Here is a 26,371-nt window from a genome sequence, read left to right on the forward strand (position 1 = left end):
CCGCGAAAGGCGGCGCGCGACCGGCAGAGCGGGAAGCAGTAGAGCGGGAGACGGCAGGAGGCGCCGAAGCTGGCGCGCATCCGGCCGGGAGGACAGCGTGGCGGGCGCCGGAGCCGGCGCCCGCGTGGGTGTGTCAGCGTGACGCGGGCGCGAATTTCGGGCGGATCCGGATGAAGAAGACCGCCGCGAGGAGCACGAGCCACGCGGCGCCGACATACAGCGCGATGCGGGTGTCCTCGAACCAGCCGAGCATCACGATCACGAAACCCATGAACGCGATCGTCAGCGCCGGCGCGACCGGCCAAAGCGGCACCTTGAACTTCAGCGCCGCGACTTCGGCGGCCGGCAGCCGGCGGCGCATCGCGACCTGCGACAGCAGGATCATCAGCCACACCCACACCGTCGCGAACGTCGCGATTGCCGCGACCATCTCGAACACGTCCTTCGGCATCAGGTAGTTGAGCAGCACGCCGACGAACAGCGCGGCGGCCATCACGAGCACCGTCACCCAGGGCACGCCGTGCCGCGACGTCGACATCAGCACGCGCGGCGCCTGGCCCTGCTGCGCCATCCCGAACATCATGCGGCCGGCGCCGAAGATGTCGCTGTTGATCGCCGAGATGGCCGCCGTGATCACGACGACGTTCAGGACCGTCGCGGCCGATTTCACGCCGAGCGACGAGAAGATCTGCACGAACGGGCTGCCGTTGCTGCCGACGCCCGTCCACGGGCTGATCGACATCAGCACGACCATCGTCAGCACGTAGAACAGCAGGATCCGCGCCGGCACTGCGTTGATCGCGCGCGGGATCACGCGCTCGGGGTTCTTCGCCTCGCCGGCGCTCATCCCGATCACCTCGATGCCGCCGTACGCGAAGATCACGACCGACAGCGACGCGATCAGCCCGCCGAACCCGTTCGGCAGGAAGCCGCCGTGGTTCCACAGGTTCGCGAGCGACGGCGCGTCGGCCGTGTGGCCGAGATGCATGCCCGTCGCGAGGATCGCGACGCCGCCGCCGATCATTGCGATGATCGCGCCGACCTTGATGATCGACAGCCAGAACTCGAGCTCGCCGAACACCTTCACGTGACACAGGTTCAGCCCGCAGATGACGGTCACGACCCCGAGCACCCAGATCCACTGCGGCACGCCCGGAAACCAGAAACCCATGTAGATGCCGAACGCGGTGATGTCCGCGATCGCGACGATCACCATTTCGAGCGTGTAGGTCCAGCCGGTGACGAAACCCGCGAACGGGCCGAGGTTCTCGGTCGCGTAATGGCCGAACGAACCGGCCACCGGCTCGCGCACGGCCATTTCGCCGAGCGCGCGCATCACCATGTAGACGGCGGCGCCGCCAAGGATGTAAGCCAGGATCACCGCCGGGCCCGCGAGCTGGATCGCGGACGCCGAGCCGTAGAACAGGCCGGTGCCGATCGCCGAGCCCAGCGCGAGAAAGCGGATGTGCCGCGCGCTTAGATGGCGCTGCAAGTTTTTCATCGAGTCTCCGATATGTTTATTGCGACGAACCGGGCGAGCGGGCCCGGTCCGATTGGATCGAAGTTGTCTATACAACTTGACGTCGGACGAATGATACAAGCAGCGTGCATCATTCGGAATCAGGGAATCCCTGACTGGCGCGTTGCGCAGAAGCGGCGGCGGGCCCGCCGTGGGGGGCCGCCGCTGCACTGGGCAGGGGCGAGCAATGCCAGTGGCGCATGGCGGATTCATCGCATCCGAGAGGCTTTTCGAAAGGGGCGGGCGCCGGCGGCGCGCTCGTCCTTCCGGTGACGCGCGCCGGCGCGTCTTGCGTGCGAATGCGGCGAATGTTGCAAGCCGGCGCTAGGCCGGCAGGCGGATCATGCTCGCATCCTTGCGGATCAGCAGCGAAGACGCGAGCATCTGCTTGCATTGGTGCGCGAGCACCTTCAGGTCATGCGTTCGCTCGGCGCTGACCGCGCCGGACTGCTCGGCGGCGACGACCATCGCGTCGAGATCGCGCGTGATCTGCTTGGTCGCCTCGAGCTGATGTGCGGGCGGCGGCTCGCCGGCCTCGGCCTTCTCGAGGTTCTCGAGCACGGCGGCGAGGCCGCGCTGCAGCGCATTGTCGTCGCGCGCGGGGGGATCGGCGGGGCCATCGTCCGCCGAGCATGCGCGGATCAGCGGTGCGGCAGCCGTGATCTGCGCGCCGAGCACGTGCGTCTGCACGAGCAGGTCGTTCAGCTCGGGCACGAAACGCTGGTGGGCCTTCGGTTCGATCATCATCCGCTGGAACGCCTGACCGAGATTCGCGAACGCGATGTGCACGTTCTTGCGCGCGAGGCGGTACGGGTAGTCGCCGTCGAGGCTGGCGACCGGCGTTTCGACCGCCGCCGCGACGACCGGGACAACGGCCGCGCCGTCGGGGCCCCGCATGGCAGCCTCGGGCACGGCCGGCGCGCGCACGCCGCGCCCGACGCGCCACGCGGCCTCGAAATACTTGCGGGTCGACGTCAGCACGTCGGTGACGAGCTTGCCCATCAGCCGGTATTCCCAGTACGGGAACAGCCGGCTCGCGGCGATCGCGATCATGCAGCCGACGACGGTGTCGATCGCGCGCTCGCCGATGATGCGCATGTTGCCCGGCGCGAGCAGGTGGAACATCAGCAGCACGTACGACGACGTGAACACGACGCTTGCTGCGTAGTTGAACAGCAGCAGGCTGTAGCTCATCACCATCGACCCGAACATCATCACGATCAGCAAGTGCGGACTCTTGACCGTGTAGATCAGCGCGAGGCTCGCCGCGCAGCCGATCAGCGTGCCGACGATACGCTGCGCGTTGCGCTGCTTGGTCAGCGAATAGCCGGGCTTCAGGATGATGATGCTCGTCATCACGATCCAGTAAGCGTTGGTGAGCGGCAGCAGCCGCCCGAGCCAGAAGCCGACCGCGACCGCGATCGTCACGCGCAGCGCGTGGCGGAAGCTCGGCGAGCGCATGTTCAGGTTCGAGAAGATCAGGAGCGGCGACATCCGTCGGCGCTGCAGGAAGCGCGAGAGCGCCTTGTCGATCTTCAGCTCGGTCTGCTGCGGATCGGCGCGGCCGGACAGGTTGCGCCGCATCCGCTCGATCAGGCGCGTGGCGCTCCAGATCCGCCGGAACGTCGCGAGCACCGCTGCGTACGCTTCCGCGTTGGTGGCCTGGAAGTTCTTCTTGCGCATCAGCTCGATCTCGTACTCGATCGCGCGCAATTCGGCCTTTACGCTGATCCTTGAATGCGGCGCGCGGTTCTCGAGCACCGCGAGGCCGATTTCCTCGAGGTCGAATGCCGCTTTGCAGATCAGGTCGCGGTAGAAGATGATCAGATCCGAGCCGCCGAACGTGTTGCGCACGAGCGGGTAGTCGGTGTGGGCGCCGACGAACAGTTCGTGCAGGTCGACGCTGTTGATGAACAGGTTGTACATCGTCACGCGGCCCGGGTCGAGCTTGCCGCTGCGCAGCTTCGGCAGGTTGCGCAGCACGATGTCGCGCGCGGTCTCCTGCGTCTCGACCGCGGTGATCTGCTTGGCGACCAGATTGCGGTAGCACTCGTCGAGATCGGCGTCGAGGTCGTAGAACGCCGCGCGCGCGAGCAGGTAGTCGGCGCAGGCGAACAGGCTCTCGGCGAGCGCCTGCTGCTCGATCCGGCGTGCCTGCCATTGCGACACGACGGTCGCCCAGTACGTGTACCAGAGGCCGCCCGCGAGAATCCAGCCCGCATTGATGAACGCCTGCAGCGGCGTGAGCTTCTCCTCGAGCGTCATCACCATCATGAACAGCGTCGCGAAGCTGATCTGCGGCCAGCGGTTGCCGTAGACGACGATCAGCGACAGCACGAACGTGAGCGGCACGATCGTCAGCCACAGCGCGAAGATGTTCGGCGTCGCGAGGCCCGTGGCGAGCGCGGCGAGAAAGCCGATCACGCTGCACGCGAGCATTTCGTTGTGCTTGTACTTGAGCGGGCCCGGCATGTCGACGACGCACGCGCCGAGCGCGCCCGTCGAGATCGTGAAACCGAGCTCGCGGTTGTGGAACACGAGCAGGCAAATCACTGCGGGTAGCGACACGCCGACCGCGATGCGCAAGCCGCCGAAAAAATACTGGCTGTAGAAAAACTTCCTGATTTCGACGGAATAGCGCATCGATGGGGTGAAAGGCTGACGGAGACGCCAGGGCGGCGTTCGATTTGGCGACGAGTCTATCGTATTTCGCGGTGCCTAAGACCCTGGCCATTCAGCAGATACGCACCGCGCCGCCCCTTTGCTATCCTTGGTGCTTCCGATCGCCCGGCCCGGCCGGCGCGACGCTCCGACGTCTGCTTCATGCTCCATCTCTTCTATTCGAACCGTCACGAAACGCTCGCCGATGCGCTGCTCGACGATCTGTCGGCCTTTCCCGCCCGCAATGCGCCGTGGGCGCCGCAGCAGATCATCGTGCCGAGCGCGGCGCTGCGCCGCCGTCTCGAGCTCGACATCGCCGAGCGCCACGGCGTGTGCGCGAACGTCGAGTTCACGTATCTCGCGCAATGGCTGTGGGCGCAGATCGGCCGCGTGCTGACGGTGCCCGCGCGTTCGCCGTTCGCACCGGACCGCCTCGTGTGGCGTTGCTACCGGCTGCTGTCGGAGGCCACCGGCAATGCGCCGTGGCTCGCGTCGCCGCGGCTCGCCGCGTACCTGTCCGCGTCCGACGACGCGATGCGTTACGAACTTGCGCAGCGTGTCGCGACGGTCCTCGACCATTACCTGACCTATCGCCCCGAATGGCTCGCCGCATGGCAGGCGGGCGAATCGGTGCTCGCGGGCGACGGCGCGCCGCGCGGGATCGGCGATGCGGCGTGCGACGACGAACGCTGGCAGGCCGCGCTGTGGCGCGCGCTGCTCGCGGAGCTGAGCGACAGCGGCACGCCGCCCGCGCACCGCTTCCTCGGCGAAGCGCGCCATCTCGATCTCGATACGATCGCGCGGGCCAACTGGCCGGAATCGGTCAGCGTGTTCGCGCTGCCGACGATGCCGCCGCTGCACGTCGCGCTGCTGCGCGAGCTGTCGCGCTGGATCGACGTGCGCATCTACGCGCTCAACCCGTGCCGCGAATTCTGGTTCGACATCGTGACCGCCGCGCACGCCGAGGCGCTCGACGCGGCGGGGCGGCTCGACTACCAGGAAGTCGGCCATCCGCTGCTCGCCGAATGGGGCCGCCAGACGCAGGCGCAGCTCCACATGCTGCACGAGCTGACCGAAAGCGCGGCATCGGGCGATGCGTCGTACTACGTCGCCAATCCCGCGCCGACCTGGCTCGCGCGAATCCAGAACGCGATCCTCGACCTGCAGCCCGAAGCGGATCTCGGCGAGCCGCCCGCGGAGCATGGGATCGAGGTGCATATCTGTCACAGCCTCGCGCGCCAGCTCGAGGTGCTGCACGACCGCCTGCTCGCGTGGTTCGATGCCGACGACAGCCTGCGGCCTTCCGACGTGCTCGTCGCGGTGGCCGACCTCGCGGCGGCGGGGCCGCTGATCGACGCGGTGTTCGGCACGGCCGGCGCCGGCGGCGCGCGCGTGCCTTACCGGATCACGGGCCTGCCGCCATCGCAGGCGAACCCTGTCGCGCGCGTGCTGCTCGACTGGCTCGCGCTGCCCGAGCGCCAGGTCGGCGCGCCGGCGCTGATCGAATGGCTGCGCGTCGATGCGGTGGCCGCGCGCTACGGGATCGACGCGGCCGCGCTCGAAACGGTGCAGACCTGGCTGGCGGCCGCCGGCGCGCGCCGCGGGCTCGCGCCGGAAACGAGCGACGACGCGGCAGTGCCGTCGCCGCGCCATACGTTCTCGGATGCGCTCGCGCGTCTCTTTCTCGGCTACGCGATGCCAGACGGCGCGGCGCCGGTCGGCGCATGGCTGCCGATCGAGGCGGCCACCGGCAGCGAGGCCGAACTGCTCGGCCGTCTCGCGCGCTTCACCGACGATCTCGACGGCTTCGCGCGGCGCCTCGCGGAGCCGCATGCGCCGCACGCGTGGAGCGAACTGTTTGCCGACACGCTCGCGCGCTTCTTCGATTCCGGCGCCGCGCATGCCGATGCGCTCGCGGGCGTGCGCGACGCGCTCGATGCAATGCTGGCCGCGATGAAGGAGGGGGCGCCCGAGCAGGCGCTGCCCGCCGCCGTCGTGCGCGCGGGGCTTGCCGCCGCGCTCGACGACCCGGCCCGCGGCGGGGTGCCGTGGGGCGGCGTGACGTTTTCGTCGCTGACGAGCCTGCGCGGGCTGCCGTACCGGGTCGTGTGCCTGCTCGGCATGGACGACGGCGTGCTGCCGAGCCTCGCGCGCGCGGACGAGTTCGACCTGATGGCCGTGCTGCCGAAGCTCGGCGACCGGCAACGGCGCGACGACGAGCGCAACCTGTTCCTCGACCTGCTGCTCGGCGCGCGCGACCGGCTGCTGATCGCGTATACGGGGCGCAGCATTCGCGACAACGCGCCGCTGCCGCCGGCCGCGCTCGTCGACGAGCTGCTCGACCATCTCGCGCTCGTCGCGGCCGGGCCCGACGCGGCGCCGGCCGACGTCGATGCCGCCCGCCGCTCGTTCATCGTCGAGCATCCGCTGCAGCCGTTCGCGGCCGCGTATTTCCGGCCGGGCGGGCCGCTCTTTTCGTATGACGCGGAACGGGCGTCGCTTGCGTCGCTGCTGGCTGCCGATCCGTCGCAAGGCGGCGCGCGCGAGGCCGCATTCTTCGCGCAGCCGTTGCCGGCCGAACCCGTCGAGCCGGTCGCGTTCGCCGACTTCGAGCGCTTCTGGCGCCACCCGGCGCGGGCGCTGCTGCGCGAACGCCTCGGCATCGTGCTCGCGGACGCGCAGGCGGAACTGCTGGACACCGAGCCGTTCGCGCTCGATTTCGCGGGCAGCGACGCGCTCGCCGAGCGCGTGCTGCCGCTGCTGATCGAGTCGGGCGCAGCGGCCGCGCACGATCATGCGCTGCGCATCGCGGACGCGAGCCCGGAACTGCCGGGCGGCGCGACCGGTGCGGTGTGGCGCGACCAGGCGCTCGGTTCGCTGACGCAACTGGCGGCGAACGTGCGGCAGGTGCTTGCCGACGGCGCCGAGCGCCGGCCGTTTTCGATCGAAGTCGTGCCGGTCTGGCCCGATACGGAGCAGGCGCTGTTCGGCGCCGGCGACGCAGCGCTGTCGCGCGACGCGGTGAGCGCGCCGCTTGCGCTGCACGGCACGCTGAACCGGCTGACGGCCGCGGGCCAGGTGATTTACCGCTATGCGCGGCCGAGCGCACGGGACTATCTGTCCGCGTGGCTCGCGCATCTCGTCTATTGCGCGGTCGTGCCGGACGGGCCGCGCCGCACGCTGTGGTTCGGCAGCGGCGGCGCGTTCGAGCTGACGCCCGTCGCGGCGCCGCTCGCGTGCCTCGCGCCGCTTGCCGCGCTGTTTCGCGCGGGCCGGCGCATGCCGCTGCGCTTCTTCCCGCGCAGCGCGTGGGCGTGGGTGACCGATAGCGAGGCGAAGGCGGCGAGCGTCTGGATCAACGACCGGGTCGTCGGCGAATCCGACGATCCCGCGCTCGCGATCGCGTGGCGCGGCGCGAACCCGTCGCTCGACGAACCGTTCGGCACGCTCGCACGGCTCGTGTTCGAGCCGCTCGTCGAACACCTGAAGGAGGCGTCATGAGCGGCGCATCGCAAGCGCTCGACGCGCTCGAACTCGACGTATTCGCTTGTCCGCTCGACGGCGTCAACCAGATCGAGGCGTCGGCGGGTACCGGCAAGACCTGGAACATCTGTGCGCTATACGTGCGCCTGCTGCTCGAAAAGGATCTCGGCGCGGACCAGATTCTCGTCGTGACCTTCACGAAGGCGGCGACCGCGGAGCTGCACGAGCGGATCCGCGGCCGCCTCGCGCAGCTCGCGCACGCGCTCGACACGGGCGACGACGGCGGCGATCCGTTCATCACGCGCCTCGTCGACACCACGCTCGGCGACGACGGCGTGCTCGACCCCGAGACGGCCGCGAAGCGGATCCGGCGCGCGCTGCGCGCGTTCGACCAGGCCGCGATCCACACGATCCACGCGTTCTGCCAGCGCGCGCTGCAGGAGGCGCCGTTCGCGGCCGCGATGCCGTTCGCGTTCGAGATGGAGGCGGACGATGCGTCGTTGCGCTTCGAGCTCGCGGCGGATTTCTGGCGCACGCGCGTCGAGCCGATGGCGGCGCGCTGGCCGGGCTTCGCCGCGTGGCTCGTCGAGTCGGGCGCGGGGCCGGCCGCGCTCGACGCGCAGCTCGCGCGCCGGCTGAAGAAACCGCTCGCGGCGCTGCGCTGGGACGGCGTCACGGAGCCCGACGAGTCGGCGGAAGCGGCGGCGGCCGAATGCTTCGCGGAGGCGGCCCGCCTGTGGGCCGCCGAGCGCGACGCGATCGACGCGTTGCTGCGTGCCGCGCAGCCCGCGCTCAACCAGCGCTCGCACAAGCCGGATGCGGTGGCCGATGCGCTCGCCGCGTGGACCGCGCATTTCGCGCAGTCCGACGCGGCCGCCGCGCTGCCGAAAGCCGCGCTGAAACTCACGCGCACGGCGCTCGTCAAGGCGACCAAGAAGGGCGGCGCGACGCCCGAGCATCCGTTCTTCGACGTCGCGGACGCGCTCGACGCGGCGGTCGCCGCAGCCGAGGCCGTGCAGCGCGCTCGCTGGCTTGCGCTCATCGCCGCGTGGCTCGAGGACGCGCCGCGCGAGCTGGCTGAACGCAAGCGCACGCGGCGCGTCGTGTCGTTCGACGATCTGCTCGCGAACCTGCACGATGCATTGCACGCGCACCCGTGGCTGGCCGACACGCTGCGCGCGCGCTACCCGGCCGCGCTGATCGACGAGTTCCAGGACACCGATCCGTTGCAGTTCGCGATCTTCGACCGGATCTTCGCACCCGGCGGGCCGCTGTTCCTCGTCGGCGATCCGAAGCAGGCGATCTACAGCTTTCGCGCGGCCGATCTGCACACGTATCTGGCGGCGCGCGCGCGGGCGAGCGCGTGCTATACGCTTGCGGTCAACCAGCGTTCGACACCGGCGATCGTCGACGCCTGCAACCGGTTCTTCCTGTCGAACCCGCGCGCGTTCGTGCTCGACGGGCTCGACTATTACCCGGTGCGCGCGGGCACGCGCGTGCGTGCGCCGCTTGCCGACGAGACCGATAGCGGCCAGCCGGGCGACTTCCGGATCTGGACGCTGCCGGGCGGCGATGACATGTGGAGCAAGCGCGATGCGCAATCGCAGGCCGCGCACGCGTGTGCGGCCGAGATCGCGCGATTGATGCGCGGCGCGCGCGACGGGCGTGTCCGGCTCGGCGACACGCCGCTGTCGCCCGGCGATATCGCGGTGCTCGTGCAGACGCACCGGCAGGGCAGCCTCGTGAAGCGGGTGCTGGCAACGTGGGGCATCGGCAGCGTCGAGCTTGCGCAGGCATCGGTGTTTTCGACCGGCGACGCCGAACAGCTCGAACGTGTGCTCGCGGCGATCGACGCGCCGGGCGACCTGCGGCGCCTGCGTGCGGCGCTCGCGTCCGACTGGTTCGGCCTCGACGCCGGCGCACTGTGGCGGATGGAGCAGGGCGACGGCGACGCGCGCGGCGCGCTTGTCGATGCTGCTGCCGACGGCGCCGATGCGATGAGCTGGGTCGAACGTTTTTCGCGGTATCGCCTGCTGTGGCGCGAACGCGGGTTCGCGGTGATGTGGCGCACGTTCGCGCGCGAGCTGCGGATTGCCGAGCGGTTGATGGCGGGCGCCGACGGCGAGCGCCGCGTGACGGACGTCAATCATCTGGCCGAGCTGACGCAGGCGCGCGCATCCGCACAGCCGGGCATTGCGCCGACGCTGCGCTGGCTCGCCGCGCAGCGTCTCGATGGCGGCGGCGAGGACGCGCAGCTGCGCCTCGAATCGGATCGCAACCTCGTCCAGATCGTCACCGTGCACAAGTCGAAGGGCCTCGAATACGCGATCGTGTTCTGCCCGTTCCTGAACGATGGCGGGCTGCGCGAGCCGCCCGCGTCCGGCTTGCCGGATGCGCGCGAGTATCACGACGACGCGGGCGACGCGGTGCTGCACTACGGTTGCGACGACGAGGCGGCCGAGCATGCGGCGCGGCAGGTGATGCGCGAGCAGGCGGCGGAGCGCGCGCGGCTCGTCTACGTCGCGCTCACGCGCGCGGTCTACCGGTGCTATCTCGTCGCGGGACCGTACCTGTCGTCCCGCTCGACGCGCGAATCGCGGCGCAGCGTGCTCAACTGGCTCGTGGCCGGCGCCGGCCATGCATTCGACGCGTGGCTCGACGAGCCGCCCGACGATGCCGCGCTCGACCACGCGTGGCGCGCGCTCGCGGGCGGCCCGGTGAGCGTCGGGCCGTTGCCGGTGCCGACGCACCGCGAGCGGCTCGCCGCCGGGCACGACGCGACGCAGGCACTGGCGGCGCGTCATGCGTCGCGCGTGCTGCGCGATGCGTGGCGAATGGCGAGCTTCAGCTCGCTGACCGCGTCAATGGCGCGCGAGGAGGCCGGCGTCGCGGCCGTGCCGGACGACGAACTGCGGCCCGATCACGATGCGCTCGCCGCGTTCGCGCCCGACGGCGATCCGGGCGCCGAGTGGCCGGCGGCCGTGCCGCCCGACGACGACATCCTCGTGTTTCCGCGCGGCGCGGCGGCTGGCGAGTGCCTGCACCGCCTGTTCGAGCTGAGCGATTTCTCCGAACCGTCGTCGTGGCATGCGGCGGCGCTCGGCGCACTGCACGATCGGCCGGTCGAGGCCGAACCCGAACTCGGCGAGCGGCTGCCGGCGATGATGGCGCGGCTCGTCGACGACGTCGTGCGCACGGAACTCGTGCCCGGCTTGCGGCTCGCCGAACTCGATCCGGCGAAGCGGCTCGACGAAATGGGCTTCCTGTTTCCGGCACCGTCGCTGGACCTCGCCGCGCTGCGCCGGCTGCTGGTCGCGCACGGCTATCCGGACGTCGCACTGGAGGCGGGCGTGCTCGCCGGTTTCATCAAGGGTTTCATCGACATGATCGTCGAGCATGACGGCCGGTTCTGGATCGTCGACTGGAAATCGAACCATCTCGGCACTACGCCGGATGCCTATGGCCCGCGCGCGCTCGACGCGGCGATGGCCGATCACGCGTATCACCTGCAGGCGCTGCTCTATACGGTCGCGCTGCATCGCTACTTGCGCGGCCGGCTGCGCGATTACGACTACGACACGCACATCGCGGGCTATCTGTACCTGTTCATTCGCGGCGTGCGGCCCGCGTGGCGCAGCGGTGGCGCGCCGGCCGGCGTCCATGCGCGGCGGCCCGCGCGCGAACTCGTCGACGCGCTCGACCGGATGATGGAAGGAGGCCGCGCATGAGTCCGCGTGACGATACGCTCGCCATCGATGCGCTCAGTTATACCGGCGGCCTCGTCGCACGCCTGCCTGAACCGGCCGACTTCGGCATTGCGCTCGCGGAAGGGTTCGCGCGCCGGATCGGCGAACTCGCGCGCCGCGGGGGCGCGCCGGCCGTGGCCGCCCGCTGGGCTGCGCGGGCCGCGTTCGCGTCCAGCCGGGCGACAGCGGGCGGGCACGTCTGCGTGTCGCTCGGCGCGCTCGCGCAGCGTTACGAAGAACCGATCGCCGACGTGCGTGCGGCGCTCGCCGCGAGCGGCGTCGTCGCGTTCGGCACGCTCGAACGCGGCGACGAGCGGCCGCTGATCGTCGACCGGCACGGCCACCTCTATCTCGCGCGCTATTTCGACTACGAACGGCGGCTCGCCGATGCGCTGGTCGCCCAGGCGGGCGAGGCCATTGCCGACGACGCGCTGGCGCCCGACACGCTGCGCGAACGCCTTGCCCGTTACTTCGGGCCGGCGACGGGCGAGCTGGACTGGCAGCGCGTCGCGGCGATCGTCGCGCTGACGGGCCGCGTGACGATCGTCAGCGGCGGCCCCGGCACCGGCAAGACGACGACCGTCGTCGGCGTGCTCGCGTGCCTGCTCGACGCGCATCCGGGCCTGCGCATCGCGCTCGCCGCGCCAACCGGCAAGGCCGCGCAGCGGATGCAGGAAGCGCTGCACGCGCGGGCGGGCGACCTGCCGCCCGATCTCGCCGCGCGCCTGCCGGACACGTCGTATACGCTGCATCGGCTGCTGGGTGGCGGCGGCGCGGCAGGCTTCCGCCATCATCGCGACAACCCGCTGCCGTACGACCTGATCGTCGTCGACGAAGCGTCGATGATCGACGTCGCGCTCGCCGCTCACCTGCTCGATGCACTCGCGCCGGGCGCGCGGCTCGTGCTGCTCGGGGACAAGGACCAGCTTGCCGCGGTCGAGGCCGGCGCCGTATTCGCCGAGCTGAGCGCGCGGCCGTCGTTCAGCGCCGCCGCGCGCACGCGCATCGCGCAGGCGCTCGGCATCGACGAAGCGGCGTTCGCTGCGGCGCTTCCGGTGCCGGACCGTGCCGAGGCCGCAGCGACATCGGTTGCAGCGGAAGCCTCGCGGAAGCCGGCTGCGCCCGCGCAGGGGGATGACCGGCAGGCGTCGCTGTTCGACTTGCTGATCGACGACGACCCATCGACGGAGGCGGCCGTCGCAGACGACATCGCGCACAAGACGGGCGAGATGGGTGAGGTGGGTGAAGTGCGTGACGTGCGTGAGGTGCGTGAGATCAGCGAGGCACCTGCGTGGATCGAGGCCGACGAACTCGCGTGGCTCGATGCAGCCGCGCTTGCGCCGCTCGGTGCCGGCGATGCGCAGCGTGCGGCTGCGGCGATTGCGCCGGCGGTCGACGCGACCGACGCGACCGACGCGACCGCGACCGTCGAAGCGTCGGCGCCGGCCCCGCTTACCGATTGCGTGGTGTGGCTCGAGCGCAATTACCGCTTCGGGCTCGATTCGCCGATCGGGCGCCTGTCGCTGGCGATTCGCCGCGGCGACGTGCAGGACGCGCTCGACGCGTTGCCGGCGAGCGACGCGGCCGCCGCGTCGTTCCACGAAGACACGGGCGACACGCTCGCCGCGCCGACGGTCGAACGTCTCGCGCGGCGTTTCTCAGCCTATCTCGATGCGTTGCGCGATGCGCTTGCCGAGACCGAGCCCGATCCGCTGCCGCTGTTCGACGCGCTCAACCGTTTCCGGATCCTGTGCGCAACCCGCAGCGGGGCGCGCGGCGCCGAGCACGTGAACGCGCTCGTCGCGTCGCACGTGAGACGCGCCGCGCGCGTGCCGCTGGCGGTCGGCGCGCACTGGTTCACCGGGCGGCCGATCATGGTGACGCGCAACGATTACGCGCTCGGGCTCTTCAACGGCGACATCGGCATCGCGCTGCCCGATGCGCACGGCGTGCTGCGCGTGTGGTTCAAGCGTGCGGACGGCACGGCGCGCGCGGTGTCGCCGGCAGCGTTGCCGCCGCACGAAACCGCGTTCGCGCTGACCGTCCACAAATCGCAGGGCTCTGAATTCGACGAGGCGGCACTCGTGCTGCCGGCGACGTTCGGCCGCGTGCTGACGCGCGAGCTGGTGTATACGGCCGTGACGCGGGCGCGCACGCGCGTGCAGGTGATCGGCGCACGGCGTGTGCTCGCGCAGGCCGTCGCGACACGCACGCAGCGCGATTCGGGCCTGTCCGCACGGATCGACGAGGCGCTGGCGCGGCGCCGTGCGGAAGCGTCGCGATGATGATCCGCTATACGCTCGATCCGGCTGAAATCGAATGGACCGCGGTGCGCGCGCAGGGCGCGGGCGGGCAGAACGTCAACAAGGTGTCGAGCGCGATTCACCTGCGTTTCGACATCCGTGCGTCGTCGCTGCCCGAATTGCTCAAGGAACGGCTGCTTGCGCTGTCGGACCAGCGCATCACGCGCGAGGGCATCGTCGTGATCAAGTCGCAGGAACATCGCACCCAGGAGAAGAATCTCGACGCCGCGCTGGCGCGGCTCGACGCGTTGATCCGCAGCGTCGCCGTCACGCCGCGCGCACGCGTCGCGACGCGGCCGACCCGCGCATCTAAGGAGCGGCGGCTGGAGCACAAGGCGCGCCGCAGCGCAGTGAAATCCGGGCGCGGGAAGATCGTCGACTGACGCCGGCGCGTCGCGCCGGACGACTTGCGCGCATCAGCGCATCACGGTTCCCGCGCTGTCGAGCACGAAGTCGACGCAGAACACGACGAGCCGGTCGTTTGCGCGGGTGGCAACGGCGGCCGTGTAGCAGTCGCGGCCTTCCGTCAGCGAAAAGTGCGGCCCCATCAGCGCGACGCGGCCGGGTGCGGCGATCGCGCGCTGGAAATACGGGCGGCGCGACCAGTTGCTGTGCGTTTCCGGAAAGAGCGGCGCGAGGCGCGTGGTGGCTGCGCTGTGGTTGTGGGCCGGCGCGCCGATCGACGGCAGGAATTGTTCGCCGATTTCGTCCGTGACGAACACGCGGCGTGCGGACGGTACGACGAGCACGCGCTGCGCGGCGTCCTGCAGGTTGCCGCTCACCGCGAACGCGGCCGCGCCCGCAAGCACTAGCCGTTCGATCGCGTCAAAGCCCGGTTGCGCGGCATTCGCCGGTACGGGGTGGCGGGCGATGAAGCGCGCCCACGCGGCGTCGAGCATCGCCGGCACCGCCGCGCTCGCGCGCGCGATCGACGGATCGGGCTGACCGAACTGGAAACCCTGCACGAAATCGATATCCGCTTCCATCAACGCTTGCAGCGCGTCGTCGCTCTCGACGCCTTCGGCGAGGACCATCGCGCCGGCCTGATGCAGCATCGACACGAGGTGATGGATGATGCGGCGATCTTCGGCAGCCCACGTCGCGCGTTCGACGAGCGAATGATCGAGCTTCACGATGTCGGGCCGCGCACGCCACACGCGGTCGAAATTCGAGAACCCGGTGCCGAAATCGTCGATCGCGATCAGGAAGTCGCGATGCTGGATCATGTCGATCGTGCGGGCGAGCTCGGCTTCGTCGCGCGACGGCTGCTCGACAACCTCGAGCACGATGCGGTTCGGCGGCAGCGCGAAATGATGGCACAGCGCCTCGACGAACTCGCGTTGCACGAGGCCCGAATCGAGCACGCGAGGCATCACGTTCAGGAATAGCCAGCCATCGCCGATCCCTTGCGCGACGAAATTGGCCGTATGAAGGCAACGGGCGAGCCGGTCGAGCAGGAGCGCTTCCTCTTCGCCGCGCGTGCGATCGAACAGCGCGCCGGGCGAGATTGCCTGACCGTTCGCGTCGACCACGCGCAACAGCGCTTCGTAGCCGACGACGCGCTTGTGCGTGATCGACAGCACGGGCTGGAACACGCTGCGCAGCGTCACGCCGCGATAGTCGGCGAGCCAGCCGGCCGGCGTGGGCGTCAGGCGTTCGAGCAGGGATTCGAGTGAAAGGTCGAGTGTCTGCGGCATGTCAGCAGCGCTCGGAGACGGACGGCAACGTGGCTTCGCGGTGCGTCGCAGCGGCGGCCGCACACGCACGCAGGCGCGGAACAACGTGGCCCATCTTGACCGCCTCCTGCGGATAATTGTTTGGAGTGTAGCGAGATCCCGATGGATCGCGTATCAGGGTAACTCCAGACGCCAGCCGCGTACAGCCTGGCGCGCCGCTCGACGCGCATCGGCGTCAACGTGGATCGGCATCGCCTGGACGCAAGAACGCGCAAAAAACGCGCCCAATCGGGCGCGTCCGTTTCACGAACAGGCGGGCGGCGCGCGAGGCCGACGCCTGCGGCCTCCGCCGACGCCGTCAGGCCGTTTCGCCGCCGCGCGGCCGCATGCCCGGAATTCGCCGGATCACGCCAGTCGCGAGCGCGGTGCCGACGAGCACGATCGCGCAGCCTTCGAGCATCACGGCCGACACGTGCTCGTTCAGGAACAGCGCGCCCCACAGCAGGCCGAACACCGGGATCACGAACGTCACGGTGATCGCGCGCGCGGGCCCGACGTGAGCGATCAGGTAGAAGAAGATGAAATACGCAATCCCCGTGCACGCGATGCCGAGCCCGAGCACCGAGCCCCATGCGTGCGCGCTGATCGGCGCCGCGGGCCACGTCGCGATCGCGAACGGCAGCAGCAGCACGGTCGAGCCGATCATGCTGCCGGTCGCGTTGACGAGCGGGTCGACACCGGTCAGCTTGCGCTTCGTGTAGTTGGCCGCGATGCCGTACAGCAGCGTCGCGCCGAGCGCTGCTGCGGCGGCGAGTGCGGTTGCGCCGGCGCCCGTGTTGCCGCTTGCGCTCGCGATCTGGTCCCAGACGAGCGTCAGCACGCCCGCGAAGCCGATCACGAGACCGAGCGCGCGCGGCAGCGACAGCTTGTCCTTCAGCCACAGGTACGCGACGAGCGCGCCCCACAGTGGCGTCGTCGCGTTGATCACCGACGTCACGCCGGCCGACAGCGTCAGCTCGGCGAACGCGAACAGGCAGAACGGCGCGCCGGAATTGAGCACGCCGACGACGAACAGCGGCCACGCATGACGGCGCAGTTGCGTGCCGAGCTCGGCGGGTTTGAAACGGGTGAGCGCGAGACCGGTCAGGAACAGCGCGCCGATGCCGACGCGCAGCGCCATCAGCGGCGCGACGCCGAACTCGGCGACGCCGATCCGGATGAACAGGAACGACGCGCCCCACAGGGCAGCGAGCACGGTCAGCAGGGAAGCGTTCTTCGGTGACATCGATCGTGGGCCGGAAGGCTGGGGAGGGGATGCGCTGAATCTTACACCGCGTTACCCGGCCGACGTTTCACGATCGGATGAAACGACAAGAAACGGTAGAACCGCGTGTCGCCGACGACGGCGGCAGCTGGCATGTCGCCGCGGAGCGCCGTTCGACAGTGGCGGCGACTAGTGGGCGGCGATCAGTGGCGACGGCCGCCGCGCCCGCCGAAACCGAAGTTGAGCGACAGCGACGGACCCCACCAGCCGCCCCAGCCCGGCGCGTAGTAGCCGGGTGCCGGATAGACCGGATAGGCCGGGTAATAGGCGGGGGCCGGCGCCACGTATGCCGGCGCCGCCGGGACGGGGGCGGCCGCGTAATAGTCGGACGGATAGTAGCCGTACGGGTAATAGCAGCCGGCAAGCGTCGCGCATGCGAGGGCTGCGGCGACGAATGTTCTGTTCATGATGTCTCCCCGGCAAGGTGGGCGGTGAGCCTATGATTAAGCTTACGCCGCGCGGCCGTGACACGATGTGCAAAACGGTAACGGATCATTTCGGGAGCCGCTACAGGAACTGCTACGGGAACTGCTACAAGAACTGCTACAAGAACTGCTACAAGAACTGCTACAAGAACTGCTACAAGAACTGCTGCGGGAGCGGCGGTGGCGATCCCGTCCGCCATGTGGGGTCGCCGGTCACAAAGGGCAGCTTTCGGCGACCGCGCCGATCACCGCCACCCGCACGCATCGATCGCCGGACGACATGTGCGCTCCGCAGCGAAAACGGCGCACCCGCAATGCGGATAGCGCCGTCTGTCGTGTCACGCTGCCTCCGGGGGAGGCAGGCCGTCAATGCTTGCCGACCTGGTTGCCGATGATGCCGCCGACGGCCGCGCCGCCGAGGGTCGACAACGCATTGCCGCCGATCGCCGCACCGGCGACGCCGCCTACGCCCGCGCCGATTGCCGTATCGCGCTGACGCGTGGTCATTGAGTCGCACGCCGACAGGCTCGCCATCGTTGCGACGATCAGTGCGCTTGCCCCAATACGCCGAATCGAAATCATGATCGTTGTCCTTGATGTCATAAAAGGTTGTTGCGCGTCGGATGGGTCCCGCGCACAAACCCAAGGTACGCGCCGAACTGGAGGTCTGCTGTAAGGACTTGTTAAAGTGATCGACTTACGTAATCAATTGTTTCCCGGCACGGTGGCGGGCATGCGGCATGCACAAAAAAGCCCGCTCGAAAGCGGGCTGCGTGCATCGCGGAGCGATCCGGCGCTGATTGCCGGCGACGCTTATTGGCGGTGATAGATCTCGGCGCCGGTCTTCACGAACTCGACGGCCTTGACCTCCATGCCCTTCTGCAGCGCCTCGGTTTCGGACACGCCTTGTTGCGCCGCAAATTCGCGCACGTCCTGCGTGATCTTCATCGAGCAGAAGTGCGGGCCGCACATCGAGCAGAAGTGCGCGACCTTCGCGGAATCCTTCGGCAGCGTCTCGTCGTGGAATTCGCGCGCCTTGTCCGGATCGAGACCGAGGTTGAACTGGTCTTCCCAGCGGAACTCGAAGCGCGCCTTCGACAGCGCGTTGTCGCGCACCTGCGCGCCCGGGTGGCCCTTGGCCAGGTCGGCGGCGTGCGCGGCGAGCTTGTACGTGATGATGCCTTCCTTCACGTCGTCCTTGTTCGGCAGGCCGAGGTGTTCCTTCGGCGTCACGTAGCACAGCATCGCAGTGCCGAACCAGCCGATCATCGCGGCGCCGATGCCCGACGTGATGTGGTCGTAGCCCGGTGCGATGTCGGTCGTCAGCGGCCCGAGCGTGTAGAACGGCGCTTCCTTGCACCAGTCGAGCTGGAGATCCATGTTCTCCTTGATCAGCTGCATCGGCACGTGGCCGGGGCCTTCGATCATCACCTGCACGTCATGCTTCCACGCGATCTGCGTGAGCTCGCCGAGCGTCTTCAGCTCGCCGAGCTGCGCTTCGTCGTTCGCGTCGTAGATCGAGCCGGGGCGCAGCCCGTCGCCGAGCGAGAAGCTCACGTCGTACGCCTTCATGATCTCGCAGATCTCTGCGAAGTGTTCGTACAGGAAGCTTTCCTTGTGATGCGCGAGGCACCACTTTGCCATGATCGAGCCGCCGCGCGACACGATGCCCGTCATCCGGTTCGCGGTGAGCGGCACGTACTGCAGGCGCACGCCCGCGTGGATCGTGAAGTAGTCGACGCCTTGCTCGGCCTGTTCGATCAGCGTGTCGCGGAAGATTTCCCAGGTCAGGTCCTCGGCCTTGCCGTTGACCTTTTCCAGCGCCTGGTAGATCGGCACCGTGCCGATCGGCACCGGGCTGTTGCGGATGATCCACTCGCGCGTTTCATGGATGTGCTTGCCGGTCGACAGGTCCATCACCGTGTCGCCGCCCCAGCGGATCGCCCACGTCATCTTGTCGACTTCCTCGCCGATCGACGACGTGACGGCCGAGTTGCCGATGTTCGCGTTGATCTTCACGAGGAAGTTGCGGCCGATGATCATCGGCTCCGATTCCGGGTGGTTGATGTTCGCGGGGATGATCGCGCGGCCGCATGCGACTTCCGAGCGCACGAATTCCGGCGTGATCTCGGTCAGCGCGTTCGGGCCGAACGCGGCGGCGCCGAACGCCTGGCCCGCGTGCTGGCGGCCCATCATCGCGGCGAGCTTCGCGCCGTTCGGGCCGCTCGCCTTCAGGCTTTCGAGGTACTCGGCGCGGCGCTGGTTCTCGCGGATCGCGATGTATTCCATCTCCGGCGTGATGATCCCCTGGCGCGCGTAGTGCATCTGCGTGACGTTCTTGCCAGCCTGCGCACGGCGCGGGTGGCGGTGCAGGCCCGGGAAGCGCAGGTCGGCCGTGGCCGGGTCGGCTGCGCGCTCGCGGCCGTAGTCGCTCGTGAGGCCCGACAGCGTCTCGGTGTCGCCGCGCGCTTCGATCCAGCGCTGGCGCAGCGCCGGCAGGCCCGCGCGGATGTCGATCTTCGCGTCCGGATCGGTGTACGGGCCCGACGTGTCGTATACGTAGATCGGCGGATTCTTTTCGCCACCGAAGCCGGTCGGCGTGTCGGACTGCGTGATCTCGCGCATCGGCACGCGGATGTCGGGCTGCGAGCCCGTCACGTAGATCTTGCGCGAATTCGGCAGAGGTGCGACGGCAGCGGCGTCGACGTGGGCGTCGGCGGACAGAAACTTCGGATTGGCGTTCATGCAATCTCCTGTATCGGCCCGAGTCGGCGCTATGGCGATGACTCGGGTCCCATGGCGAATGTGGGGCTCGAGCTAAGCAGGAGACGAGGTTGGTGAGGCGGCGGGTTTCGTCAGAGGGATGGCGGCGAAGCCCGTACGCTTCCCTGCGCTGGCATTACCCAGATCAGGTTCAAAGGGTATTTCTCACCCGCAATGCCGGTTTCTTGACCGAACGCATTGCAGGACCCCCGCGTTAGCAAGCGCACAAGATACACCGGGTTCGCGGCAGTTTCAACCGGGGGCAGATCACGGGCATGCCACGGCGCGTCCGTCCGGCGGCGGCGTGCGTCCGGGCAGGTTGGCCGGGAGAGCGTCGGGTGGGCGTTTCCGGCGGAAACGGCGGGAAAACCCGGGGCCATCGTGGCCAGCCTGGCGATGCGGCGGCGCGCGGCCGGCCGGGCCGCGATCGTTCGCCGCAAAAACTAAAATGTTCTGTGACGGGGCTGTCATTTCACGTGGCCTCGTCCGACTATTCGACTCCTCAAACCCACCCCTGAAGGAGTGATGTCATGAAGAAGAACGTATTGATCGCCGCCTGTCTCGCCGGTTTCGCCTTTGCAGCGACGGGCGCCTACGCACAGAACGATGCGATGTCCAAGGACCAGTCGTCGATGTCGAAGGACCAGTCGTCGATGTCGAAGGAGCAGGCGCCGATGTCGAAGGACGCAATGGGCCACGACGAGATGTCCAAGGACAACGGCATGAAGAAAGGCGCCATGGCCAAGCACGACATGAAGAAGAAAGGCGCGATGTCGCACGATACGATGGGCAAGCCGACGAACGACGACAAGTCGAACAAGATGTCGTACTGAACGCATCCTTCGCGCGCGTGCCGTGAGCGACCGGCCGCCGGCGCATCCGCCGCCGGCCGGGGCGGTGCCTGCTGCGCGCCGCGCGCTTCCCGGACGTCGTGCAGCCGGTTGGCCTGCCGTCGTGCGGCCAGCCTGCGCCGACTGCCGACCCATTCGAGGAGGTGCGTCATGCCCGCCGTTCCTGTTCCCGAGCACGCGGCCGCCAGGCCGCCCGTGCAGACGATCCATCCGCTGTGGGTGCGCGTGAGCCACTGGCTCAATGCGCTCGCGGCGATCGTGATGGTGTTGTCCGGCTGGCGCATCTATGACGCGTCGCCGATCTACCCGCCGTTCATGTTCCCGCACGGCATTACGCTGGGCGGCTGGCTCGGCGGCGCGCTGCAATGGCATTTCGCGGCGATGTGGTTGCTCGCGGGCAACGGGCTCTTCTACCTGACGATGGCGACCGCGACCGGGCGCATCGCGCGCAAGTTCCTTCCGGTCACGCCATCGGCGGTGCTGCGCGATCTGGTCGCGGCGCTGCGCGGCAAGCTCGCGCACGACGACCTGAGCGTCTACAACGCAGTGCAGCGCGCCGCGTACCTGACGGCGATCGCGGATCTCGTCGTGCTGGTGCTGTCCGGTCTCGTGATCTGGAAATCGGTGCAGTTTCCGCTGTTGCGGACACTGCTCGGCGGCTACGACAACGCGCGCGTCGTGCATTTCTGGGCGATGTCGGTGCTCGTCGCGTTCTTCGTCGTGCATGTCGCGATGGCGCTGCTGGTGCCGCGCTCGCTGCTCGCGATGCTGCGTGGACGCTAGGCGCGAACACGCGCAAGGAGATCATCATGTCCGAACCCCAAGACACGCGCGGCCGTCCGCGCTGGACGCTCGACCGGCAGGCGCTCGCGCTCGACGTGCGGCGCGAGCTGGAGATGCCGTCGCGGCGCCTGTTCAACCGGCGGATCCTGACGCTCGGCGGCCTGACGATGCTGACCGGCTGCACGCTGCAGGACGACGCATCGGTCAACGCGTTTCTCGAAAAGGTGTCGCGGATGAACGACCGTGTGCAAGCATGGCTGTTCAGCCCGCAGCGTCTCGCGCCGACCTACACCGAGGCCGACCTGACGCGGCCGTTCCCGTTCAACGCGTACTACGCGATCGACGAGGTGCCGCACGTCGATGCGTCGACTTACAAGCTCGCGCTGTCGGGCCTCGTGACCGGCAAGCGCGTGTGGACGCTCGACGAGCTGTATGCGCTGCCGCATGCGGAGCAGATCACGCGGCACATCTGCGTCGAAGGGTGGAGCGCGATCGGGCGCTGGGGCGGCACACCGTTCGGCGCGTTCCTGCAGCGCGTCGGCGCGGACACGAGCGCGAAATACGTCGGTTTCAAATGCGCGGACGATTACTACGAAAGCATCGACATGCCGACCGCGCTGCATCCGCAGACGCTGCTGACCTTCGAATACGACGGGCAACGGCTGCCGGCGGAATTCGGCTTCCCGATGAAGCTGCGGATGCCGACCAAGCTCGGCTACAAGAACCCGAAGCACATCATGGAAATTTTCGTGACCAACACGTTTCCGGGCGGGTATTGGGTCGACCAGGGATACAACTGGTTCGGCGGGTCGTGACGAACCGCGGGCAAGCGCTGGCGCGCGCCGCGCGTCAGCCCGATTCCCGCACCCGCATTTCGACGCGCAGGCCGGCGGCCGTCGCCATGTTGACGAGCGTGTCGAGCGCGAACAGGTTGATCTTGCCGCGCATCAGGTCGGACACGCGCGGCTGCGTGATGCCGAAGAGCTTCGCGGCCTGCGCCTGGCTGATTTCCATCCGCGTGATGTGATGCTTGAGCGCCATCATCAGCTCGGAACGCAGTTTCATGTTCTCGGCTTCCGCCGGGGTGTGTTCGATCGCGTCCCAGACGCTCGGAAAGCGTTGCTTGGTCATCGCTTCAGCTCCATCAACATGTCGCGGTATCGTCGCGCGGCCAGTTCCACGTCCGCGTGGCGGGTTCGTTCCGTCTTCTTCTGAAAGCAGTGCAGCACGTACACGGTGTCGGCGAACTTCGCGACGTAGAGGATCCGGAACGCGCCGCTGGCGTCGCGCAGACGAATCTCCCGCGCGCCACGGCCCACCGTGTTCATCGGCTTCCAGTCGTCGGGTTCCAGACCGCGCTGCACCTGGTCGATCTGGTGGCCGGCCTCGCGCCGTGCTGCCAGCGGAAATGCGCGCAGGTCGTCGAGCGCGCTGCCGACGAAGACGACGGGCCTGGGATCAGGCATGGATGAATTATACAAAATTTTGTATGAGATGCGAGTGTGCAGCAGGTTGGGTAAGTGTTGGCGCTGGATGAAATGGCACCGTCACGATAGCCGCGCAGCTGCGGTGCGTGCATAGTGGGCACGCAACGTTGGCTGAACTGCAGAGGGGCGGCGTTCGGCCGTCGTCGTCCGGCAGATGAGCAGAGCAGTTCCGGTCGTCCGGATTCCGGACGATCCCGCGTCGCGACCCGATCGAAACTGTCGCGCCGAAACGTCAGTCATCCACCTTTCAGCCAGGTCTGAAGATCCTTTCGAATCCGTGATGCCATAATGCCGAGACGTGCGCAGCCGCAGCGGTTGCGCACGTTTTCATGTCCGTCTGCCGCCGGCCCTGCCGGTTCACTTCGTCGCCGTTCGCACTGTCATGTCGTTCCGCACGTTTGCTCTCGCCGTTCCGGCCCCATCCGGGCCGTTTGCCGGTTCTTCCGGCGTCTCTCAACGGGGCACGCGGCACGCCGTGCGGGCAGGCTGAACGATGACTGCGCTCGACCGGCTCCTCGATTTCTTCGCCCGCCATCCGATCCGCCTGCCGCAAAGCCGCGGCGGCCGCGTTGCGCTGGCGCTCGTGTTCATCTATTTCGTCTGGGGCTCGACCTACAGCGGCCTGCACTTCGCGCTGCAGTCGTTCCCGCCGCTGCTGCTGTCGGGGTTGCGCAACCTGCTCGGCGGGATCGGCCTGTTCATCTTCGCGCTGCGGCGCAAGCCGGAATGGCCGACGCTCGTCGAGATCCGCAATTCGGCGATCATCGGCACGATGCTCGTCGCGCTGTCGTCGGGCACGATCGCGCTCGGCATGCGGACCGTCAGCAGCGGCTCGGCCGCGGTGATGGTCGCGACGGTGCCGCTGTTCGCGACCGTGATCGCCGCCGTCGCGGGGCGGCCCGTGACGAAGGGCGAATGGGCGGCCGTCGCGCTCGGGATGGTCGGCATCATCGTGCTGAATTCGGGCGGCGCGGCTGCCGAGAATTCGGCGCTCGGCACGATTTCGGTGCTGGCCGGCGCGCTGTTCTGGGCAGGCGGCGCGCATCTGTCGACGCGGCTCAAGCTGCCGTCCGACCTGTTTCTGTCCACGTCGCTGCAGATCGGCCTCGGCGGCCTGATGTCGACGTTCGCCGCGTGGCTGCTCGGCGAACGCGTCGAGCACGTCGCGGTGGGGCCCGTGTTCGCGTTCGTGTACCTGATGGTGTTCTGCACGATGGCCGCCTACGTCGCGTACGGCTATCTGATCCGCCACACGAGCCCGATCATCTCGAGCAGCTGCATGTACGTGAACCCGATCGTCGCGGTCGCGCTCGGCGCCTTGATGCTCGGCGAACCCGTGACGATGGCGACGGTGGTCGCGACGCTCGCGATCCTCGGCAGCGTCGGACTGTCGTTCGTGTTCGACCCGGCGCGCAGGGGCGTGTCGCGAGCGGCCGCCGCGAGCGTTTCGACGCCTGCGACTGATGTTGGGGCGGCGTCCGCAGCGGCTCCGGTGGCAGCGTCTGCGCCGACGCCTGTCACGACGTCTGCGCCTGGATCCGTACCGACGCCGGCAACGTCGTCCGTCCCGGTGGCAGCCTCGGCGCCGGCAACGCCCTCCGTCTCGATGACAGCATCGACGTCGGCAAGATCGTCCATCTCGGTGGCAGCCTCGACGCCGGCAACGCCCTCCGTCTCGATGACAGCCTCGACGCCGGCAACGCCGTCCATCTCGGTGGCAGCCTCGACGCCGGCAACGCCCTCCGTCTCGATGACAGCCTCGACGCCGGCAACGTCGTCCATCTCGGTGCCAGCCTCGACGCCGACGATGACCTCTGCACCAGCACCGGCCTCCACGTCAGCCCCGGTTCCGACGCCAGCAGCCGCGCCCGCGACGGCATCCGCATTCCCGGCCGCCGACGCGTGACAGCGGCACGCGCGCCGGCCGTTCAGCCGCCGCGCTTGGCACCGCGATAGTGGCACCAGCCCGCGAGCGCGGAGAACACGAGTCCCGCCGCGCACATCCCGGGCCAGCCAAACACGCGCCATGCGGCGACGCCGACTGACGAGCCGAGCGCGCCACCGATGAAATAGCACACCATGTACACCGTGTTGACACGGCTGCGCGCCTCGGGCTTCAGCGCATAGATGCGCGACTGGTTCGAGATCTGCGCGGCCTGCACGCCGACGTCGAGCACGATCACGCCGACCACGAGCCCGGTGATGCTCGCGCCGGACAGCGCGAAGATCACGAACGACAACGCGAGCAGCGCGATCGCGAGCGAGATGATCGCGCGCGGCCCGCGCTTGTCGGCGAAGCGGCCCGCATACGGCGCCGCGAGCGCACCGGCCGCGCCGACGATGCCGAACAGGCCGGCCGCCTGCGGCCCGAGATGGAACGGCGCGCCGGCGAGCAGCAGCGTCAGCACGGGCCAGAATGCGCTGAACGCCGCAAAGATCGCCGCACCCGTGAGCGACGCCTCGCGCAGGCCGCGCAATTCGACCGCGAGATGCCACATCGAGCCGAGCAGCTTGCCGTACGGCAGCGTCGACGTCGGCGAGCTCTTCGGCAGGCGCAGCACGATCACCGCGGCGAGCGCGACGAGCGCCGCGACCGACGCGCCGAACACCGCGCGCCAGCCGAAGTATTCGGCGACGAAACCGGCCGCCGTGCGCGCGAGCAGGATGCCGAGCAGCAGGCCGCTCATCACGGTGCCGACCGCCTGGCCGCGCGCGGCGGGCGGCGCGATTTCGGCGGCGAACGGCACCGCCTGCTGAGCGATGGTCGCGAGCACGCCGATCGCGAGGCTCGCGGCTGCCAGCACGGCGAGCGACGGCGCGGCGGCCGCCGCGATCAGCGCGACCGACAGGCCGGCGATCTGCAGCAGGATCAGCAGGCGCCGGTCGAAGCGGTCGCCGAGTGGCGCGAGCAGGAACATGCCGGCCGCATAGCCGAGCTGGGTCGCGGTCGGCACGGCGCCGATCCACGATGCGTGGTCGGGAAACGCCTCGCGGAAGCTGTCGAGGAGCGGCTGGTTGTAGTAGATGTTCGCAACCGACACGCCCGCGATCGTTGCGAGCAGCAACAGCAGGCTGCGCGAGTAGTGGGGCGAGGCGGCGCCGTCGGTCGGACGGTCGGTGGAGGCGGTGGACATGGCGGTACCGGGCAGTCGGGAGCGGCGAGGCCCGCACGGGCGCGGCGGCTGACGGCCGCGCGCGCCGGGCATCGTTCGAGGGTGCCGATCATACCGGAGCACCGTGAATCCTGCCGGGCGCACGGCGGGGCCGGATCGATCGATGAAGCGGTGCGCATCCGGTGCTCAACGTCGACGCATCTGCTGCCGCGCGTTGGCGACGCGCCGGGTGGCGAC

At 69.0% G+C, this 26,371-nt stretch carries 19 protein-coding genes and 1 riboswitch; of the genes, 9 read left to right on the plus strand and 10 right to left on the minus strand.

Features of this window, described 5'->3' with window-relative positions; translation table 11 throughout:
• Nucleotides 1-133: 133 nt before the first annotated feature.
• Both ACV22Z_RS05465 and ACV22Z_RS05470 read right to left on the minus strand, forming a co-directional pair.
• Nucleotides 134-1,501 carry an amino acid permease gene (locus ACV22Z_RS05465; RefSeq protein ID WP_448075306.1) on the minus strand — a complete coding sequence of 456 codons (1,368 nt, stop codon included), beginning with the start codon at nucleotides 1,499-1,501 and terminating at the stop codon, nucleotides 134-136.
• 342 nt (nucleotides 1,502-1,843) lie between these two features.
• Nucleotides 1,844-4,162 carry an FUSC family protein gene (locus tag ACV22Z_RS05470; RefSeq protein WP_448075307.1) on the minus strand — a complete coding sequence of 773 codons (2,319 nt, stop codon included), beginning with the start codon at nucleotides 4,160-4,162 and terminating at the stop codon, nucleotides 1,844-1,846.
• Between the two features lie 180 nt (nucleotides 4,163-4,342).
• Here ACV22Z_RS05470 and recC point away from each other — a divergent pair, with 180 nt between their 5' ends.
• The 4 genes from recC to arfB are packed head-to-tail and all read left to right on the plus strand — an operon-like array spanning nucleotide 4,343 to nucleotide 14,095.
• The gene (recC, locus tag ACV22Z_RS05475; protein WP_448075308.1) at nucleotides 4,343-7,681 is read left to right on the plus strand and encodes an exodeoxyribonuclease V subunit gamma; all 3,339 of its coding nucleotides are present in this window, start codon (nucleotides 4,343-4,345) and stop codon (nucleotides 7,679-7,681) included.
• A complete protein-coding gene (recB, locus tag ACV22Z_RS05480; protein WP_448075309.1) occupies nucleotides 7,678-11,391 on the plus strand; it encodes an exodeoxyribonuclease V subunit beta in 3,714 nt (1,237 codons plus the stop codon). Before recC ends, recB begins: the two co-directional genes overlap by 4 nt.
• A complete protein-coding gene (locus ACV22Z_RS05485) occupies nucleotides 11,388-13,694 on the plus strand; it encodes an AAA family ATPase (RefSeq protein ID WP_448075310.1) in 2,307 nt (768 codons plus the stop codon). The genes recB and ACV22Z_RS05485 overlap by 4 nt, the downstream gene beginning before the upstream one ends.
• A complete protein-coding gene (arfB, locus tag ACV22Z_RS05490; RefSeq protein WP_448075311.1) occupies nucleotides 13,691-14,095 on the plus strand; it encodes an alternative ribosome rescue aminoacyl-tRNA hydrolase ArfB in 405 nt (134 codons plus the stop codon). Before ACV22Z_RS05485 ends, arfB begins: the two co-directional genes overlap by 4 nt.
• Nucleotides 14,096-14,128: 33 nt before the next feature.
• Here arfB and ACV22Z_RS05495 read toward each other — a convergent pair whose 3' ends face one another.
• The 4 genes from ACV22Z_RS05495 to ACV22Z_RS05510 form a co-directional block, all read right to left on the minus strand.
• The gene (locus ACV22Z_RS05495; protein ID WP_448075312.1) at nucleotides 14,129-15,409 is read right to left on the minus strand and encodes an EAL domain-containing protein; all 1,281 of its coding nucleotides are present in this window, start codon (nucleotides 15,407-15,409) and stop codon (nucleotides 14,129-14,131) included.
• 337 nt (nucleotides 15,410-15,746) lie between these two features.
• On the minus strand, nucleotides 15,747-16,673 hold the full coding sequence (locus ACV22Z_RS05500) for a DMT family transporter (protein ID WP_448075313.1): 927 nt from the start codon (nucleotides 16,671-16,673) through the stop codon (nucleotides 15,747-15,749).
• Nucleotides 16,674-16,855: 182 nt separating this feature from the next.
• Nucleotides 16,856-17,119 (minus strand): hypothetical protein, encoded by a 264-nt coding sequence (locus tag ACV22Z_RS05505; protein WP_448075314.1) that lies wholly within the window; start codon nucleotides 17,117-17,119, stop codon nucleotides 16,856-16,858.
• 384 nt (nucleotides 17,120-17,503) lie between these two features.
• The gene (locus ACV22Z_RS05510; RefSeq protein ID WP_448075315.1) at nucleotides 17,504-17,719 is read right to left on the minus strand and encodes a glycine zipper 2TM domain-containing protein; all 216 of its coding nucleotides are present in this window, start codon (nucleotides 17,717-17,719) and stop codon (nucleotides 17,504-17,506) included.
• A 106-nt stretch (nucleotides 17,720-17,825) separates the two neighbouring features.
• On the opposite strand from ACV22Z_RS05510, the gene ACV22Z_RS05515 reads away from it, so the two are divergent.
• Nucleotides 17,826-17,963, plus strand: a complete 138-nt coding sequence (locus tag ACV22Z_RS05515; protein ID WP_448075316.1) for a hypothetical protein — start codon at nucleotides 17,826-17,828, stop codon at nucleotides 17,961-17,963.
• Here ACV22Z_RS05515 and thiC read toward each other — a convergent pair.
• Nucleotides 17,951-19,882 carry a phosphomethylpyrimidine synthase ThiC gene (thiC, locus tag ACV22Z_RS05520; RefSeq protein WP_448075317.1) on the minus strand — a complete coding sequence of 644 codons (1,932 nt, stop codon included), beginning with the start codon at nucleotides 19,880-19,882 and terminating at the stop codon, nucleotides 17,951-17,953. The genes ACV22Z_RS05515 and thiC overlap by 13 nt on opposite strands.
• 122 nt (nucleotides 19,883-20,004) lie before the next feature.
• A riboswitch (TPP riboswitch) is annotated at nucleotides 20,005-20,121 on the minus strand.
• A 309-nt stretch (nucleotides 20,122-20,430) separates the two neighbouring features.
• On the opposite strand from thiC, the gene ACV22Z_RS05525 reads away from it, so the two are divergent.
• The 3 genes from ACV22Z_RS05525 to ACV22Z_RS05535 all read left to right on the plus strand — a co-directional run bounded on the left by ACV22Z_RS05525 (nucleotide 20,431) and on the right by ACV22Z_RS05535 (nucleotide 22,349).
• Nucleotides 20,431-20,733, plus strand: coding sequence for a pentapeptide MXKDX repeat protein (locus ACV22Z_RS05525; protein ID WP_448075318.1), 303 nt, complete (start codon nucleotides 20,431-20,433; stop codon nucleotides 20,731-20,733).
• Between the two features lie 168 nt (nucleotides 20,734-20,901).
• On the plus strand, nucleotides 20,902-21,534 hold the full coding sequence (locus tag ACV22Z_RS05530) for a cytochrome b/b6 domain-containing protein (protein ID WP_448075319.1): 633 nt from the start codon (nucleotides 20,902-20,904) through the stop codon (nucleotides 21,532-21,534).
• 26 nt (nucleotides 21,535-21,560) lie between these two features.
• Nucleotides 21,561-22,349, plus strand: a complete 789-nt coding sequence (locus ACV22Z_RS05535) for a molybdopterin-dependent oxidoreductase (RefSeq protein ID WP_448075320.1) — start codon at nucleotides 21,561-21,563, stop codon at nucleotides 22,347-22,349.
• 34 nt (nucleotides 22,350-22,383) lie between these two features.
• On the opposite strand, the gene ACV22Z_RS05540 is transcribed toward ACV22Z_RS05535, so the two are convergent.
• Complete coding sequence (locus tag ACV22Z_RS05540; RefSeq protein ID WP_448075321.1) at nucleotides 22,384-22,665, minus strand: helix-turn-helix domain-containing protein; 282 nt, start codon at nucleotides 22,663-22,665, stop codon at nucleotides 22,384-22,386.
• On the minus strand, nucleotides 22,662-23,000 hold the full coding sequence (locus tag ACV22Z_RS05545; RefSeq protein ID WP_448075322.1) for a type II toxin-antitoxin system RelE/ParE family toxin: 339 nt from the start codon (nucleotides 22,998-23,000) through the stop codon (nucleotides 22,662-22,664). Before ACV22Z_RS05545 ends, ACV22Z_RS05540 begins: the two co-directional genes overlap by 4 nt.
• Nucleotides 23,001-23,514: 514 nt before the next feature.
• Between ACV22Z_RS05545 and ACV22Z_RS05550 the strand changes: the two genes are divergently transcribed.
• Nucleotides 23,515-24,927, plus strand: a complete 1,413-nt coding sequence (locus tag ACV22Z_RS05550; protein WP_448075323.1) for an EamA family transporter — start codon at nucleotides 23,515-23,517, stop codon at nucleotides 24,925-24,927.
• Nucleotides 24,928-24,949: 22 nt separating this feature from the next.
• Here the strand turns inward: ACV22Z_RS05550 and ACV22Z_RS05555 are convergent, their stop codons facing one another.
• Nucleotides 24,950-26,155, minus strand: coding sequence for an MFS transporter (locus ACV22Z_RS05555; RefSeq protein WP_448075324.1), 1,206 nt, complete (start codon nucleotides 26,153-26,155; stop codon nucleotides 24,950-24,952).
• Nucleotides 26,156-26,371 lie beyond the last annotated feature (216 nt).

The organism is Burkholderia sp. PU8-34, from assembly GCF_053427725.1.

Bases quoted from the DNA above. Each gene is read 5' to 3' on its own strand.
- ACV22Z_RS05465 (WP_448075306.1), bottom strand. From the start codon at position 1,501: ATGAAAAACTTGCAGCGCCATCTAAGCGCGCGGCACATCCGCTTTCTC.
- ACV22Z_RS05470 (WP_448075307.1), bottom strand. From the start codon at position 4,162: ATGCGCTATTCCGTCGAAATCAGGAAGTTTTTCTACAGCCAGTATTTT.
- recC (WP_448075308.1), top strand. From the start codon at position 4,343: ATGCTCCATCTCTTCTATTCGAACCGTCACGAAACGCTCGCCGATGCG.
- recB (WP_448075309.1), top strand. From the start codon at position 7,678: ATGAGCGGCGCATCGCAAGCGCTCGACGCGCTCGAACTCGACGTATTC.
- ACV22Z_RS05485 (WP_448075310.1), top strand. From the start codon at position 11,388: ATGAGTCCGCGTGACGATACGCTCGCCATCGATGCGCTCAGTTATACC.
- arfB (WP_448075311.1), top strand. From the start codon at position 13,691: ATGATGATCCGCTATACGCTCGATCCGGCTGAAATCGAATGGACCGCG.
- ACV22Z_RS05495 (WP_448075312.1), bottom strand. From the start codon at position 15,409: ATGCCGCAGACACTCGACCTTTCACTCGAATCCCTGCTCGAACGCCTG.
- ACV22Z_RS05500 (WP_448075313.1), bottom strand. From the start codon at position 16,673: ATGTCACCGAAGAACGCTTCCCTGCTGACCGTGCTCGCTGCCCTGTGG.
- ACV22Z_RS05505 (WP_448075314.1), bottom strand. From the start codon at position 17,119: ATGAACAGAACATTCGTCGCCGCAGCCCTCGCATGCGCGACGCTTGCC.
- ACV22Z_RS05510 (WP_448075315.1), bottom strand. From the start codon at position 17,719: ATGATTTCGATTCGGCGTATTGGGGCAAGCGCACTGATCGTCGCAACG.
- thiC (WP_448075317.1), bottom strand. From the start codon at position 19,882: ATGAACGCCAATCCGAAGTTTCTGTCCGCCGACGCCCACGTCGACGCC.
- ACV22Z_RS05525 (WP_448075318.1), top strand. From the start codon at position 20,431: ATGAAGAAGAACGTATTGATCGCCGCCTGTCTCGCCGGTTTCGCCTTT.
- ACV22Z_RS05530 (WP_448075319.1), top strand. From the start codon at position 20,902: ATGCCCGCCGTTCCTGTTCCCGAGCACGCGGCCGCCAGGCCGCCCGTG.
- ACV22Z_RS05535 (WP_448075320.1), top strand. From the start codon at position 21,561: ATGTCCGAACCCCAAGACACGCGCGGCCGTCCGCGCTGGACGCTCGAC.
- ACV22Z_RS05540 (WP_448075321.1), bottom strand. From the start codon at position 22,665: ATGACCAAGCAACGCTTTCCGAGCGTCTGGGACGCGATCGAACACACC.
- ACV22Z_RS05545 (WP_448075322.1), bottom strand. From the start codon at position 23,000: ATGCCTGATCCCAGGCCCGTCGTCTTCGTCGGCAGCGCGCTCGACGAC.
- ACV22Z_RS05550 (WP_448075323.1), top strand. From the start codon at position 23,515: ATGACTGCGCTCGACCGGCTCCTCGATTTCTTCGCCCGCCATCCGATC.
- ACV22Z_RS05555 (WP_448075324.1), bottom strand. From the start codon at position 26,155: ATGTCCACCGCCTCCACCGACCGTCCGACCGACGGCGCCGCCTCGCCC.